Below are 15,535 nucleotides of genomic sequence, written 5' to 3'. Positions count from 1 at the left end.
TTTTCTCTCAATTTTTCACAACTAAAAAAGCCTTGCAAAAGCAAGGCCCTCTATATCAAAGCTCTTCATTATTTTAATGCATTCACCTTTTTTATCAGTGCCTTTCCCTTTTCTTCCAAGGTGACATTGATTCCTTTGAAATGCGCCTTCTTATCCTCCACATCCTTTTTATTGACCTCCGCCATCAAGGCATCAAATTCTGCGATAGCCTCATCGATGATCTTCTCACCTTTGGCAGTATCGGCCTCAGGATTCTCTAGCTCCCATTCGTATACCGCCTCGATAATATCCCCCAACACATAATTGATATCTTTCTTTAAATTTCTAACACTTGCCATAATTTCTTGTTGTTTTATTCGATGTCGACCTAACATCATTATTGCAGGCAAAGGTACATCAACTCCATGTAGTTTTACAAATGCACTTCCAATAATTGTGCGTGATCTCCTTGGATCTCTATATTTTTAAGTGTAGCGGGAATAAGCAGAGTTTCCCCTGTATCCAGAACTTCCTCAACATCATTCGCCAAAATTTTACAGCTACCTTCCACACACATGTATATCACGAAGGAATCCTTGTCAGAATGGTCTAAGTGCAATACCCCTTCAACAACTAAATAGTTGGTGATAAAATAAGGACAAGTTACCATCTCGTTGGGGCTATTCACTGCCTTCGGATAGCTCACCCTAAAATCGTCCTTTTTTTTATAATCTATAGCATCTAACGCCAGTTCTGTATGCAGCTCTCTGGTGTTTCCATCCTTATCCTTCCGATTCCAATCATAGATGCGATAGGTGATATCGGATGTTTGCTGTATTTCGGCGAGTAAAACTCCCGCGCCAATGGCATGGACCTTGCCCACATTGATAAAGAAAGTATCTCCTTTCGTTACCTGCTCATAATTCAAAATGTTGGATAGGGTATTGTTGTCTAGGTGTTCTCGATACTCTTCTTGAGTCACATCCTTGTTAAAACCAATGATGAGCTCGGCTTCCTCATCCGCCTGCATCACATGCCACATCTCCGTCTTTCCAAATGAGTCGTGGCGCTCTCGTGCTAAATCGTCATTGGGATGTAGTTGAATGGACAGGTCTTTTTTGGCATCGATGAACTTGATGAGAATGGGAAAGCTATTTCCGAAGGTTCGATAAACATGCGCACCTAAAAGATCTTCTCCATACATCTCTATCAACGCTTGCAGCGATTGCCCTTTCCAGGGTCCGTTGCTTACGATAGAGACGTTGTCTTCGACAGCAGATAGCTCCCAACTCTCTCCAATAGTATCACCCGTGATCTCTTTTTTAAGCACGGTCTTTAGTTTCTGGCCTCCCCAGAGGCGCTCTTTAAATATTGGATGAAATTTTAAGGGGTATCCGTTCAATCTTGTGGTTTTATAATTCAAATATTCTTAGTTGCCTGAGAATTTCACAAAGTTTCGAGGGGTCTCATATAAGACCACTTCCAAATCTAGATCCAAGGCCAACTTGCTCCTCAATTTGCTCCAAATAACCACAACGATATTTTCGGCTGTAGGATTAAGATCCTTAAACTCCGGAACTTCTATATTTAAATTCTTATGATCGAACGCATCCTCTATCTCGGACTTGATCAGATCCTTCAAGATCTTCATATCGATCACATAACCGGTCTCCTCATCAATGGCCCCAGTGACACTTACTTCCATTTCATAATTGTGTCCATGGAAATTGGGATTGCTGCACTTTCCAAAGATCTGAGCGTTCTTTTCCCCACTCCAATCCTTCCGATAAAGTCGGTGTGCTGCATTAAAATGTGCTTTTCTTGTTACTGTGACTCTCATTGCTTATTGAAGGCTTCGATGTGAGAATAAAATTTTTCAAAAATGATCTTGAACCAAGCCGTATATAGCTCTGGCTGTTGTTCGATGTCTTTTTTCACCTCTTCGAGTTGCATCCATTTCCAAGAGGCAACTTCGTCTTTATTGATCGATGGTGCTGCTTCGTAATAACCGACCAAAACGTGATCGTATTCGTGCTCTGTTAAACCATTGTCAAAAGGCGCCTTGTAAATAAAGGAGATACTTTCTTCAAGCTCGGTCACAAAGCCCATCTCTTCTTGTAATCGTCTTTTCCCAGCAGCGATATTACTTTCTCCGGCACGCTGATGGCTGCAACATGTATTCGTCCATAGTCCGGGTGAATGGTATTTATGCTTAGCTCTTTGCTGAAGCATCAGTTCGCCCTTCTCGTTAAGGATAAATACAGAGAACGCCCTGTGTAAGAGTGCTTTTTCGTGAGCCTCCAACTTATTCATCAATCCGATCTGCTCATCGCGCTCGTTGACGAGTATTACTTTTTCTTCTTTCATAGCAGCACAAAACTACAAAATAGCTTATTAAAGCTTTGTTAATTTATGTAAACCAAGATAGAATACCTTATTTGTCCAATATTTCAGCAATATTTGGCTTAAAGTAATTGGGCCCTTTCAACACCTTGCCATCATCTCTATAAATAGGTTTTCCGTCAGACCCCAACTTGCTCATATTACTCCGTTGGATCTCTTCAAAGACCTCTTCGATCTTATGCTGCATACCATGTTCCAGGATCGTCCCGCACAAGATATACAACATATCGCCCAAAGCATCGGCAACCTCAACGAGGTCTCCATTATTTGCAGCCTCGAGGTATTCTTCATTCTCTTCACGCATCAGCTTATATCTAAGTAGGTTCTTTGCCTCTCCCAAGGCTGCTGTTGGCGATTGCTGAATCCCCAAACCAAAGGCCGCATGAAATTCCTCAACGGCGGCTAACTTTCTTTTCATAGTGACGATCTAATTGAATTCTTTTTTAGTTAATTTCGCATAAAAATACCAATAATATGTTTAGTACAGGTCAATTGATTTTTGCAGCATTTTTCATCGTCGCATTCACTGTGGTGATGATTTTCACCTACCGCAAAGACCTGAAGCTCCATAAAAAGTACTATAAAGGCAGTATTTGGATCTTGGTACTGATCATCGCCTTCATCTTTGTCCTTTTCGGTATTAAGGAACTGTTGAAGTGACAAAGTGGAATTAGAATAAGCGTTCAAAAATAATTTCGTAGTTTTAATACTACAATCTCCCTCCTTAATTCTGTAAATCCAATTATTTTAAAAAAATCCCTAGGAATGGGGATGGTTTTTTATTTTGAATTGCACGAATTTTGTTTCATTAATCCAACTGATCTATATAAATGAAAACTTCAAAATTTTTGCTGGCTCCACTAATGGCTGGGCTACTATTTATTAACTGTAAAGAGGAGAAAAAACAAGTTGCACCTCTGAAGGATGAAACTTCAAATCCGAGCAGTTCGCTTCAGAATGACGCTTATCGAGATATAGGGCACAGCTATGCAGATCTTCGTTGGAATAGTACTCTCAATGGGCGGTACCGACCTAATTTGGGGTATAAAAGATACATTTCTGAAGGCGAATTTGACATGGACACCATCGATATTGAAATTCCGGTCACTTCCAACCACTTTATCTTATCCGAAACCATATTCGAGAATATCAGCCTTGGCAAACACAACTGCCTATTGGTAGTGCTGAAGGATTCAATTGGAAAGGAAACCAATGAGCTACCAGTCACCCGGATAATTCAAGCCAAAATTCCTATGAGCAGCGTTGGTTTTGGAAACATTCAAAACCCACACTCAAAAAAGATGAAGGTGTATGTGCTGCATGATAATTGTTATCCAGCACAAAAACGGGCTATTGCCTCCATCTTTAGAAACGATCTCGCACGACAACCACATCCCGCATATGCCAGAGGGGTTTCATCCACAAACCGACAACGCCTTGAAAGTCTCAATAAGCCTTGTGATTCTATCAAACTCATTAAATACCAGCCAAAAGAAAGCGGTGGCGGCGTCATTTCCGGTGGTTAAAAAAATCCTTTACATAGCGTTTCTGCTCTTATTGAGCCATACTACCATGGCACAGGAGAAACCCTTGCTGGATAGTCTTACAGTCCTGGTAGAAACCCAGAAGTACGATACTGCCCTATCTTATTGGGAAGAGAACAGGCAGTTCTTTGGGGCAGATGAAAACGCCGCAATGCTAATGGCGGGTCAAGCTTTGGAGAATTTGAACAAAGAAGAACTCGCCCTATCCATCTACAAAAAGGCACTACTCGCCTTTGAAATGTCTGGAGAAACGGAAAGGATCGCTGAGGTGAATTATAGGATCTATACCTTACTAGATAGTCAGAACAATTTGGATATTGAATCAAAAAGTTATTTTGAAAATTTCATCAAGTATGCCAAGCGTAGCAATGACCCAAATTGGAAGGCCAAGGCATCACGAGAATTAGCCATAAAGGAATTTGAAAATAAAGACGGTACTATTGCTAAGAAACACTTCTTGGACGCCATCGAGCATTATAAGGAAGTTGAAGATACTTATAGGGTCGGTGCTTCCTATGCCAATATCGGTCTTCTCTTTTTGAATAATATGAAACAATCCGATTCGGCTCGCCATTACTTTTCCAAAGGGTTGATAATTGCAAAAGAAATTAAAAACAACGATCTTCAATGGAACATTTTACTCAATACAGGCAACTCATATAAATTCGATCAAAATTATACTATGGCCATTGAGCAGTACAAACTGGCCAAAGCACTCCCGATCAAAAAATTTGCATTGAAGAAAAGTTTGATATTGGCGGAGCGGCTTCAGGAGTGCTACGGGGCCCTTAAGGACTATAAGAATTCTGAGGTTCAGCTGAAACAGATCTTAACCATTCGCGACAGTATTAACTTACTAGAGCAAAACAAGGTTATATCAGAGATTAACACTAAGTATCAAACAGAAAAAAAAGAACAAAAAAACCAACAACTTCAACAAATCAATCGGTATTTGATCATCGGCGGACTTGCTTTTATTTTCTTGGGTGTCAGTATTGCGCTCCTTATACAAAAAAACACTCTCAAAAAACGCAGACTTGCAGAGCAACAGCAGGAAATAGAGCGACAAAAAGTGACCACCTTACTCAAAGAACAAGAATTAGCAAGTATCGATGCCATGATCACTGGGCAAGAGAAGGAGCGGCAACGAGTGGCCAATGAACTTCATGATGATTTGGGAAGCCTAATGGCCACTGTAAAATTACATTTCGAAAACATCAAAGCAGACAAAGAAGACCCTGCACTAAAAAATACTCATAAGTTACTTGACAAGGCCTATCAAAAGATTCGCGGCATCGCCCATGCAAAGAATGCTGGAGTGATGGCAAGCCAGGGCTTATTGCCTGCCGTTACAAATATGGCGAAGAATATCTCCGCTACTAACAAAATAGAGATCGAAGTCATGGACTATGGTCTAGAGGAACGTATGGAAAACTCCATGGAACTGATGATATTTAGGATTATCCAAGAATTGATCACCAACATCATTAGACATGCAGATGCCAAACGTGCTACCATCCAATTCACGCAACATGATGACAGCCTAAATATTTTGATCGAAGATGACGGAAAAGGATTCGATACACATCAGATCGACCCTCGAAAATCAGGAATTGGGCTTAACAATATTGCCAAACGCATAGAACATTTAGAAGGTTCTTTTACCGTAGATAGCATCCTCGGAAAAGGAACTTCTATTATTATAGACATACCCTTATGATCACGATAGCCATAGCAGAGGACCATCAGGCATTGATCGATGGAATACAATCGTACTTGGAGTTTGAAGACGATATCAAGATCGTTGGACAAGCCAATGACGGAGAGGTGCTATTAGATATTGTAGCAAAAAAAAGGCCCAAGCTGGTGCTTTGTGACATTCGAATGCCCAAAATGGATGGCATTGAAGCAACCCAGCAGATCACTAAAGAATTTCCAGACACAAAGGTGATCGCCTTCACCATGTTCGACCAAGAAGAAGCCATAAGACAAATGCTCTCTGCCGGGGCAAAAGGCTATATATTGAAAAACTCATCGCTTCAGGTCGTTTTAGAGGCCATACGAACCGTTGCCAAAGGAAATACCTATTATGATAAAAAGGTCCATCTACCTTCCTCAAAAAAGAACACTTCAAAAAGTGTGCTCTCTTCGCGCGAAAAAGAAATCCTAACACTCATTGGTAAGGGAAATACCTCTCTCGAAATTGCCAATCAGCTCTTTATTGGAAAGAGTACCGTTGATACACATCGTAAGAACATGATCCGAAAGTTGGAACTAAGTGGCACTGGTGAGCTCATACGATATGCTGTTGAGAAAAAATACGATTTTTAACGAGTTAATAGCTGTTAATCAATTCATAATCACCATTAATGGGTATACCCTAGCGTTAGATAGTCAGATACTTTTGTAGAATCAACATAAATAAAGTATCACATGAAAACTAGAAGAATTTACACCCTTGAAATGTATCGCCAGTTTAGATATCTGGCTACTTGGCTACCTGGAACCCCCTTAGAACTAGGAGATATTGGAATCCTAAGAGGCAAGGAATTTACAAAGATTGGAAATCTATCCGAACATGGCATTTCTTTTGAAATAGAACCAGATGACACCCCTGCCGACCTCGAATTTTCATCTAAGGGAAGCGTATCCATCATTACCAAGCTTTCAGGAACAGCAACCCCTACGGGTAGTACTTTAAGTGAAGCTGATGCCGGAATATCGGTCTCATTCTCTAAAGAAAATGCGATCCTATTCAAGGCCAACAAAACCAAAACTCCCGCAATAAAAAACCAAGTAGCTTTAGGGAAAAAAGTGTTGGAGCTTTACAAAGAAGGCAAATGGAATAAGGATTGGGCCGTTATTACGGAATTGATCAATGCTGAAAGCGGAAGCGTGATCATCTCGAGCTCCAAAGAAGGGAAGATCGACCTAAAAGTGAATGGAGAACTTGGAAGCAAACAGTTGGACATCGCTGATGCTGAACTAAACTTTGGATTATCCTTCTCCAAAGACCTTTCTACTAAAATGATTGCACAAAGAGGAATCACGCCATTATTCAAAGTTTCAAAAGTTAGAAGTCACCTGCTAATGAAACCAATCTTTAAAATGAGTGGTGTAGATGCCATGGACCTCGCTTCTCCAGAAGCATACAAACAAAAGGAACTTGACCTGTATTTTGGTGAACCAGAATTTGATTTTGAGAATGACTCAGAGCTTTAGGTCGGTTATTCCATCCGAACTCGTCCGATTAAAATCCCTACTTATAGGGATTTTTTTGTGGGGTTGCAAGAAGTAGTTTAGCATAACGTAATATTAAAAACTGCACCATGAAATCTCTAATTATTTCTTTTTCATTTGCGCTTATCTGCTTGAATTGTTATTCACAAAAGCTAAGCGGAAATTTTGAATTCAAAAACTCTATTACCGCAATCAATCAAGGCGAATTGCTTCAATATAGAGAGGGACACAGGATAAAGGTCATCGACACATCAGACTCGAAGGTCAAATTTCAATACTATAAATTTTCATCAGGCTCAGAAAAAGCGAAGCTTTTAAACAATAAATACTATTACAGTGAAGGTAAAGAAGAAATTGGATTTGGTCTTTATGGCGCTAAAAATCTCGACAATGTCGTCGATGCAGATGATTTAAGGAATAGAAAAATTCATCAGATAACCAAGGAAGAATTTCTAAAACACACCATTAAGATCTATCCACGATTTAAAGGTGTTAGAGCCGGAATTTTCACAATTCCCTTTAAACTTAGACTTGATGATTTTGATTTTGAACAGAACGTGACTATCGGAATGAATACTGGATTTCAATTTAGGATGAATAAGTATCAAGAAAATAAATGGATTGTAGAAGGGACCTTAGGAATTGGTCTGTCGAAAGTTAGTCTAAATCCTGAAAACAGTGATCTCACAGTGGCTGATGGAGAAGACGCTAATCGTTCCGCAAATGCATTTAGCCTGTCCCTAGGCGCAATGATACATCTAAGCGAATCTATCAACGTTGGAATACAATTAGGAAAAGATTTTTTAGGAAACGAGGACAAGAATATAAATTGGAAGTATGACAGAAAAACATGGCTAGGAATTGGAATTAATATCGGTTTCTCCTTATCAGAATCAAAAGAGGGTGAATTGGAAAATAAAGGATAAACTCCAGACCGAAAAACCCGCCAATTGGCGGGTTTTTATTCAACATCTTGATCTTTTATTATTCCAGAGTCCCATATTCCTTCGCATACATCAACATCTGCTCCTCAAAACTCGCAGGCTGTGTTACCTTGATCGCTGTGATCTCTCCGGCATCATTTGTTTCGGGCACCAATACAGGATTCACAAAACCACTGTACGGTGCTGACTTGAACTTTTTGTTTCGCTCAAGCACTTCCTTGTGAACCTCCTGGTCCACCTTCACCCCATAGTCTTCTACCAAGGATTGCGCAGCAGCGAAATCGCCTTCCGATTTTATACGTTGGGTTTCTTTAAGCAATTCGCCAAAGAGCGCCCTTAATTTGGCATAGTCATTTACATTATAATAGGTCTTACCATCACGGGTGACCTTAGAAATAACATTGTCAGCCTTCCCTTTTTCAAACACCCAGGCACTTACCCATTGACGATTACGCATGTGCGATTCCTCTACATCTTCCCCTAGATTCAAACGAATCAATTGGGTCATCAGACCATTTCGGATGTAGCCATCGTAAGCTGCCTTCCCAACAGCTTCCCAATCCTCTACCAAGCCCAATTCTTGTAACTTGGGATCCATCAAATAATACAGGCCTACCAAGTCCGCTCTTCCTTCTTCTAAAGTAGAAGCGTAATTTTTCAGTGTTTCCTTTGGCGTACCGACTCCAGGGTTTATTTGTCCTGAAGCATGTCCGACAACTTCATGCAAGGCGGTGTGTAGCTTGTCGGCCAATTGCCCGTACTTCTTCTCCAGTTCCACCTCTTCTTCGTCATGCGCAAACTCTTCCAGCCTTCCGCTACTTCCTGCATTGTTATAGGCCTCGATAATGTTTCCAAGCGATACCGATTTGGAACCATGTTGTTGACGAATCCAATTGTTATTTGGCAGATTAACCCCTATCGGAGTGCTTGGAGAAGCATCTCCAGCTTCACCTGCAACATTCACCGTCTTGTACGAAACACCAACTACATTGTCCTTTTTGTGTTCTTGCATCAGTGGCGCATTGTCTTCAAACCATTGCGCATTTTCAGACAGCACAGCCATTTTTGCGGACATATCAAAGTCCTTGATCTCCACAATGGTCTCATAAGAACCTCTATAGCCTACCGGATCGTTGTATACTTCAATAAATCCATTGATATAATCGATATTCCCAGCGGTATTGGTCGCCCATACGATATTATAGTCATCCCAAGTTTTGAGGTCGCCAGTGGCATAATAATCGATGAGCAATCCCAATTGTTTTGCCTGAGTTTCATCGTGTGCCACCGTCTGTGCCTTTTCTAACCAATAAATGATCTTGTCGATCGCTGTGCCATAGGTACCACCGCTCTTCCAAACCTTTTCTACCAACTGGCCGTTTTCTTTTACCAGCGTTGAATTGAGCCCTAACTCGATTGGTTTGTCTGGATCGATATTTTTCTTTTTTTCCGCATAGAAAGCGGCAACATCATCGGCAGTTACATCTGGGCCATAAAAATTAACCGCAGAAGCCAGCACATTGTCAACATCCTTGGACAAATTCACCTTCTTAGCATCTTGATCATTGAATATCACCTCAAATGCTTCCCCTTCTAGCGTAGTCTGAGTAGCCGCCAGGAGCTCTTGGAGGTATTCCCTTGAAAAATCTGGCTTCATCTTATCGGTAGAATAGTGATGATGAATCCCATTAGAGAACCAAACACGCTTCAGATAGGTCTCAAAATTTTTCCATGCCTCGGTATTCTTGTCGCCATTGTAGGAAGTATATATATTTTCCAACGCCTTGCGGATGGTCAAATTATGTCTGTAATTCTGATCCCACATGATATCTCTACCGGCGAGACCCGCCTGCGTGAGATAATAGACCAGTTTTTGTTCTTTAAGGCTAAGGTCTTCCCAGCCAGGTATTTGATATCTCAAGATCTTTAGATCGGCGAATTGATCCACCGTATAGTCAAACGCAACCTTTTTAACAGGTTTCTTCTCGACGCTCTCCTTGGTGTTTTCTACACAAGAGATCATCAGAGCGAGTCCCAAAGACAAGCTCCACAATCCTTTTATTGCTCTCATTTGTTTAATTTTTAGTTTTAGGCAAAACAAATGTACATATTCCCAATGAAACATCTGAAAACTTGAAAAATTCGTACTTTAGCTATACTAACAACCCAAAATAAATAAACGATGAAAATTTTAAAGTATCTACTGCTTCTGATCGTAGTGGTGGTGGTTGGATTTCTTATTTATGCAGCCACACAACCCAGCGAATATGAAGTTTCGCGTACAAGAACGCTGGAAGCACCAGTGGAAGTTGTTTACAATAATGTAAGTGATTACAAGAACTGGGAAGCTTGGGGACCTTGGTTAGAGCAAGACCCAAGCATGACCTTCTCTTATGGAGACCAGACCAAAGGCACAGGAGCATCCTATAGCTGGAGTGGTAAAGATGGTAATGGAAGCATGAAAATGGTGGAAGCCAAAGAAAACGCTGCCATTAAAAACGAGATGACCTTTGAGGGCTTCGGATCATCCGAGGGTTTCTGGAAGTTCGAACCTAAAGATGGCGGCACTGAGGTCACCTGGGGAATCAAATCAGAGAACACCCCTTATATCTTTAAGATATTCAGCGCCATTAGTGGTGGTTATGATGCTATGATGGGGCCTATGTTTGAAAGAGGTTTGGAAAAATTGGACAGCGTTACACAGATCCAAGCCAAGGAATATGCTGCCATGAAAGCTTTCAAATTAGGTGATATCTCCAAAAAAACTCAGGATGCACAGAAATTTATCGGTATCGCGCACAAGACCAAGATCGACCATGCTGAAATGACCAAAGCCTTTGAGGAATCGCTGCCGAAAGCAGGAAAATATGTAGCGGAAGCTGGCCTAAACTATGGTGATGATTATATGCCTGGAGCCATCTTTACAAGCTGGAATGAGGAAACAGGTGAATCTGAATTTATGATAGGTGTTTTTCTTTATAAGGATCTGGTACCTGGAAAGGGAATGCAAAAAATGGATATGCCAGCAGGTGAGGTAGTGACCATCTCTAAGTACGGGAATTACGGCAATGGCGACCAGGAAGCGCATATGGCTATCGAAAAATACCTGAAGGAGAACAATCTAGTGCCAACGGGTGTTGTCTATGAGATGTATGTCAATGATCCGGCGTCGGTGAAGCCCATAGAAATACAGACGGATGTCTACTATCCGCTAAAAGCGCAATGATCGTAACAGGCTGTTGCAACTTGCCTGACGGCCCGCCTTCCGAAGTCTAGTACGGAGGATAGGCAGTCAGGTTACCAACACGATAAGAGCCCTAAACAACCTCGTTTGTTAGGGCTTTTTCTTTTGTATTACTTTTGGTAGCGACAATCGCAGGAAAAGCTATATTTGTCGCAAGGAACTCTTTATCGCATGAAACAGTTGGTCTTGGTTTTTATTGGTGGTGGCTTTGGAAGCGTTTTGCGCTTTACCATCGGCAAATTTCTGAACAGCCCAGAGGATGGTATTCCGTACGGCACCTTTTTGGCCAACATTCTTGGGAGTCTTCTTATAGGCATCATCCTTGGTCTCGCGGCAAAACACGAAGCTCTTTCACAAAACTACACATTGCTACTTGCTACCGGCTTTTGTGGTGGATTCACCACCTTCTCAGCATTTGCCTATGAAAATCATGTCTTCTTAAAGGCTGGGGATCTTATAACTTTTGCGGTGTATACCATTGGTAGTTTCGTCATTGGCTTTCTTGCCGTCTTTGGAGGCATGGAGCTTGCAAAACTATGGTAACACCCTCCCTTTCTTATTTCAAAATTCATTGCGTTTGATCGTTTTGTTATGAAAACGTTTTCGTAAAAAAATGAGATCGAATGATTGCAGATTTGAGTGCGTTATAACCTCAAAAAACGAATGCATATATAGCAATATTATCATACTAAATTTATACACCCCTAATTTTATAGGGGTGGTTTTTTTCTAATTGATAAAAATACTTGCACATACCCCCTATTTTTTGAGGGTAACTATTTTTAACATAGTTTTAGCCTATCAAAATTCAATTATGAAAAAAGTAGAAGCAATCATTAGAAAATCCAAATTTGATGAAGTTAGGGACGCACTTCATCAAGTAGATGTAACATTCTTCAGCTACTGGGATGTTACCGGCGTCGGCAATGAAACCAAAGGCCATGTCTATCGCGGTATCAGCTATAGCACTGCCGACATTCAGCGAAGGTATTTAGAGATCGTTGTTTCGGATGAATTTCTTGATCGTACGGTAAACGCCATTTTAGACTCCGCCCAAACTGGAAACGTGGGCGATGGGAAGATCTTTGTGAGCGACGTGCAGGAAGCCTATCGTATCCGAACCAAGGAAACCGGAAAACCTTCACTTCAGTAAACCAACAACTAAACACTAAAAGATGCATTCGCATCGCAACAACTAACATTATCAAATTACTATGGAAACGACAGTAAGCACAGTAGACAACGTATGGATGATGATCTGTACAGGACTTGTCTTTTTTATGCACTTGGGCTTTGCCTTTTTAGAGATAGGGCTCACCAGACAAAAGAACACCATTAACATTCTATTCAAAAATATCTTTATTATCACCATCGGGTTGATCCTGTATGCTTTGGTAGGTTTTAACCTAATGTATCCAGGAAGCTTTTCACTGGGTGGCGTACTCCCCGATTACTTTGTTGATCTTTTTGGACTCAGCGCCCCGACTGTAGAAGGAGCTCTGGACTTGTCCTATAACGCTGGTTACACCTACTGGACCGACTTTCTCTTTCAAGGGATGTTCGCCGCCACTGCCGCGACCATCGTCTCTGGGGCAGTCGCAGAACGAATCAAACTTCCAAGCTTTATGCTATTCACCATCCTTTACGTAGGATTGGTATATCCAATAGTAGGCTCATGGAAATGGGGAACTGGCTTCCTAGATGGCTGGGGATTCTATGACTTTGCAGGATCCACTTTGGTACACTCCGTTGGCGGATGGGCTGCCTTGGTCGCTGTGGCATTGCTAGGCGCAAGGATCGGCAAATTTGGCAAAGATGGTAAACCAAAAGCCATTCCTGGACATAATATTCCATTGGCGACCGCCGGGGTATTGATCCTTTGGCTAGGTTGGTTTGGATTTAACGGTGGTTCTGTATTATCTGCAGATCCTGGATTGACCTCTCTTGTCTTGGTCACCACCTGTTTGGCAGCAGCTGCCGGTGGACTCGCCTCCTTTTTTATGTCAACAATATTATATAAGAACTACGACCTCACCATGTTCTTGAACGGAATTCTTGGAGGTCTGGTAGGAATCACCGCTGGTGCAGATAAAATGGGCATTACCGATGCTATTTTGATCGGCCTGATTGCAGGGGTGATCATCGTATTGGGTGTTGCCTTGATAGACAAATTGAAATTGGACGACCCGGTAGGTGCTATCGCCGTTCACCTGATATGCGGTATTTGGGGCACCTTGGCCGTAGGAATATTTGGAGAATTGGCAAGCTTGAACCAATTTCTAGTGCAACTCGCAGGCGTAGGTATCATCGGAGCATTCTGTGTGGTCACCGCATTCTTATTCCTCTTTACTATAAAGAAGACGATAGGATTGCGCGTAAGCAAAGAAGAAGAGGTAGAAGGCCTGGATATTCACGAGCACGGTATGGATGCTTATCCAGACTTTACTTTAGACCAAATGTCCTAACCAATAACAACCACTGCTTTTCCCATAAAAAGACCGGAGTGCTTGGCAGAGCACTCCGGGAAAAGTGAGATCATTTTCTATGGGAAAGCTTGAATTACAAAAACGAAACGTAACCGTTTGATCAACGATCAAACTACAAACTATTTGATTACCCAATTATGAAAACAATCACAATCACAAAGATCGTAAAAAAAGTAATTTTTACCGCAGTGTTACTCGTCGGTTTCACTGGCTTCTCCCAAGAGGAAGAAGAACCCGCACAAAAATTTAGCCTAAGTGGATCTGTAGATGCCTATTACAGAGCCAATATCAATTCGGCAAACAAAACCATCCCAGATGGTAGTGGCGGAGAAATATTTATCGCCCCTCCCACCTCCTTTGCCAATGCCAACGGCTTTGCGCTGGGAATGGCCAATGTGATCGCCAGCTATGAAGGTGAAAAAGTAGGCTTTGTGGCCGACCTCGTCTTTGGCCCAAGAGGAGAAGAGGCTGTCTTTGGTTCGCCTGTGGGGTCTACCAACATCGTCAATCAGTTGTATGTATACTGGAAAGTGAGCGAGGTCGTGACATTGACCTTTGGTAATTTCAACACGTACCTCGGGTACGAGGTCATCTCTCCTACAGGGAACTTCAACTACAGCACGTCGTATATGTTTAGCAACGGACCGTTTTCGCATGCCGGTCTAAAGGCTGATTTTGCCATTGACGATAACTGGTCGGCGATGCTATCGGTGATGAACCCAACAGACCTAACGGCGGACAATCCAGAAAGTCTATACACCTATGGGGCGCAGTTGGGATACTCAACAGATGCTAGCAGTGCGTATCTGAACTTCTTGTATGGAAAGCAAGAGCTTGGGGCAGAGAATACCTTTCAGGTAGACCTTACCGCGGGAAGCGATATCACCGATGACTTCTACCTTGGTTTTAACGGGACCTATGCCGACACGGATGGTGACGGCTTCTACGGTCTTGCCTTATATCCTCAATATAAGACCTCGGAGGCTTTTGCCATTGGGTTAAGAGGGGAATATTTTACCGTTTTTGCCGATGGTGCGGATGACGACTCTGTTTTTGCAGCGACACTAACAGGAAGTTATGCCGTTGGGAGCCTTACCTTTAAGCCAGAATTGAGAATCGACTCCTTTGAGAATGAGATCATTCCCAATGCTGACTTGGATGACGTTCAAAAGAGCCTAGCCAGTTTTACTTTAGCAGCCATTTACTCGTTCTAATATAACATAGAATATAGTTTAAGTTTAGGTTGTGTTTACTTGAATTTTTCGGAGGCCTCCAATGGGAGGTCTCCTTTTTTGTAAGCATGTCGTCGTAGATGCTATCCGATTAGAAAAATTTAAACGTTTGTAGTCGCTTGTAAACGCTTGTAAACATTTGTAAGCGCTTACATCGCGCTTTTCTCCGAGCAGCATTGAAAGTCCTTAAATTCTATAAGAACTTTATATAGAACTGATTTATGATGTGTATCTCCCTGTTTATCGGCTATTCAAATTACCTGTTTTTAACGGTTAGAAACGGCAATGCCCGCAAAATTGTGCTATTTTAGTGGGTACGTTTATACATAGGAAATAAACGCCATTGCGTTTATATACAAGTTACGTGCAATGCCTTAACTTATAATTCTTTCGGGCAGGCCCATTGTGCATTTTCAATGATCTTCTCTCCTACCCGCCCCAATTTTGTGGGCCTCTTTGCCGT

Annotated in this window: 17 protein-coding genes; 11 read left to right on the top strand and 6 right to left on the bottom strand. The window is 41.7% G+C overall.

Annotation, left to right across the window (positions count from 1 at the left end; all coding sequences use genetic code 11):
- Positions 1-68: 68 nt before the first annotated feature.
- The 5 genes from ACFQ1M_RS03050 to ACFQ1M_RS03030 all read right to left on the bottom strand — a co-directional run bounded on the left by ACFQ1M_RS03050 (position 69) and on the right by ACFQ1M_RS03030 (position 2,800).
- Positions 69-338, bottom strand: a complete 270-nt coding sequence (locus ACFQ1M_RS03050; RefSeq protein WP_386403703.1) for a hypothetical protein — start codon at positions 336-338, stop codon at positions 69-71.
- 74 nt (positions 339-412) lie between these two features.
- Complete coding sequence (locus ACFQ1M_RS03045) at positions 413-1,402, bottom strand: type I phosphomannose isomerase catalytic subunit (RefSeq protein WP_386403700.1); 990 nt, start codon at positions 1,400-1,402, stop codon at positions 413-415.
- A 6-nt stretch (positions 1,403-1,408) separates the two neighbouring features.
- Positions 1,409-1,819 carry a 6-pyruvoyl trahydropterin synthase family protein gene (locus ACFQ1M_RS03040; RefSeq protein ID WP_386403697.1) on the bottom strand — a complete coding sequence of 137 codons (411 nt, stop codon included), beginning with the start codon at positions 1,817-1,819 and terminating at the stop codon, positions 1,409-1,411.
- A complete protein-coding gene (idi, locus tag ACFQ1M_RS03035) occupies positions 1,816-2,346 on the bottom strand; it encodes an isopentenyl-diphosphate Delta-isomerase (RefSeq protein ID WP_386403694.1) in 531 nt (176 codons plus the stop codon). The genes ACFQ1M_RS03040 and idi overlap by 4 nt, the downstream gene beginning before the upstream one ends.
- A gap of 67 nt (positions 2,347-2,413) precedes the next feature.
- Entirely contained in the window at positions 2,414-2,800 is a 387-nt protein-coding gene (locus tag ACFQ1M_RS03030) for a pyrophosphohydrolase domain-containing protein (protein WP_386403691.1), read from the bottom strand.
- Positions 2,801-2,856: 56 nt separating this feature from the next.
- Here ACFQ1M_RS03030 and ACFQ1M_RS03025 point away from each other — a divergent pair, with 56 nt between their 5' ends.
- The 6 genes from ACFQ1M_RS03025 (at position 2,857) to ACFQ1M_RS03000 (ending at position 8,092) form a co-directional block, all read left to right on the top strand.
- Positions 2,857-3,042 carry a hypothetical protein gene (locus ACFQ1M_RS03025; RefSeq protein WP_386403688.1) on the top strand — a complete coding sequence of 62 codons (186 nt, stop codon included), beginning with the start codon at positions 2,857-2,859 and terminating at the stop codon, positions 3,040-3,042.
- Positions 3,043-3,212: 170 nt separating this feature from the next.
- A complete protein-coding gene (locus tag ACFQ1M_RS03020; protein ID WP_386403685.1) occupies positions 3,213-3,908 on the top strand; it encodes a hypothetical protein in 696 nt (231 codons plus the stop codon).
- Positions 3,909-3,954: 46 nt separating this feature from the next.
- The gene (locus ACFQ1M_RS03015; RefSeq protein WP_386403682.1) at positions 3,955-5,646 is read left to right on the top strand and encodes a sensor histidine kinase; all 1,692 of its coding nucleotides are present in this window, start codon (positions 3,955-3,957) and stop codon (positions 5,644-5,646) included.
- A complete protein-coding gene (locus tag ACFQ1M_RS03010) occupies positions 5,643-6,257 on the top strand; it encodes a response regulator (RefSeq protein WP_386403679.1) in 615 nt (204 codons plus the stop codon). The genes ACFQ1M_RS03015 and ACFQ1M_RS03010 overlap by 4 nt, the downstream gene beginning before the upstream one ends.
- 102 nt (positions 6,258-6,359) lie before the next feature.
- Positions 6,360-7,148, top strand: a complete 789-nt coding sequence (locus tag ACFQ1M_RS03005; protein WP_386403676.1) for a hypothetical protein — start codon at positions 6,360-6,362, stop codon at positions 7,146-7,148.
- A 107-nt stretch (positions 7,149-7,255) separates the two neighbouring features.
- The gene (locus tag ACFQ1M_RS03000; RefSeq protein ID WP_386403673.1) at positions 7,256-8,092 is read left to right on the top strand and encodes a hypothetical protein; all 837 of its coding nucleotides are present in this window, start codon (positions 7,256-7,258) and stop codon (positions 8,090-8,092) included.
- A 58-nt stretch (positions 8,093-8,150) separates the two neighbouring features.
- On the opposite strand, the gene ACFQ1M_RS02995 is transcribed toward ACFQ1M_RS03000, so the two are convergent.
- Positions 8,151-10,181 carry a dipeptidyl-peptidase 3 family protein gene (locus ACFQ1M_RS02995; protein ID WP_386403670.1) on the bottom strand — a complete coding sequence of 677 codons (2,031 nt, stop codon included), beginning with the start codon at positions 10,179-10,181 and terminating at the stop codon, positions 8,151-8,153.
- Between the two features lie 111 nt (positions 10,182-10,292).
- On the opposite strand from ACFQ1M_RS02995, the gene ACFQ1M_RS02990 reads away from it, so the two are divergent.
- The 5 genes from ACFQ1M_RS02990 (at position 10,293) to ACFQ1M_RS02970 (ending at position 15,054) form a co-directional block, all read left to right on the top strand.
- A complete protein-coding gene (locus ACFQ1M_RS02990) occupies positions 10,293-11,336 on the top strand; it encodes an SRPBCC family protein (RefSeq protein ID WP_386403667.1) in 1,044 nt (347 codons plus the stop codon).
- Positions 11,337-11,525: 189 nt separating this feature from the next.
- Positions 11,526-11,897 (top strand): fluoride efflux transporter CrcB, encoded by a 372-nt coding sequence (crcB, locus tag ACFQ1M_RS02985; RefSeq protein WP_386403664.1) that lies wholly within the window; start codon positions 11,526-11,528, stop codon positions 11,895-11,897.
- Positions 11,898-12,168: 271 nt separating this feature from the next.
- Positions 12,169-12,507, top strand: a complete 339-nt coding sequence (locus tag ACFQ1M_RS02980; protein WP_386403661.1) for a P-II family nitrogen regulator — start codon at positions 12,169-12,171, stop codon at positions 12,505-12,507.
- 61 nt (positions 12,508-12,568) lie between these two features.
- Entirely contained in the window at positions 12,569-13,819 is a 1,251-nt protein-coding gene (locus ACFQ1M_RS02975) for an ammonium transporter (protein ID WP_386403658.1), read from the top strand.
- Between the two features lie 158 nt (positions 13,820-13,977).
- Positions 13,978-15,054 carry a porin gene (locus tag ACFQ1M_RS02970; RefSeq protein ID WP_386403655.1) on the top strand — a complete coding sequence of 359 codons (1,077 nt, stop codon included), beginning with the start codon at positions 13,978-13,980 and terminating at the stop codon, positions 15,052-15,054.
- The last annotated feature ends 481 nt before the right edge of the window (positions 15,055-15,535 follow it).

Source organism: Sungkyunkwania multivorans (assembly GCF_042675645.1).
Classification (GTDB): Bacteria; Bacteroidota; Bacteroidia; order Flavobacteriales; family Flavobacteriaceae; genus Sungkyunkwania; species Sungkyunkwania multivorans.
Note: the sequence above shows the minus strand (reverse complement) of the source record. Positions and strands in the feature narration are given on the sequence as shown.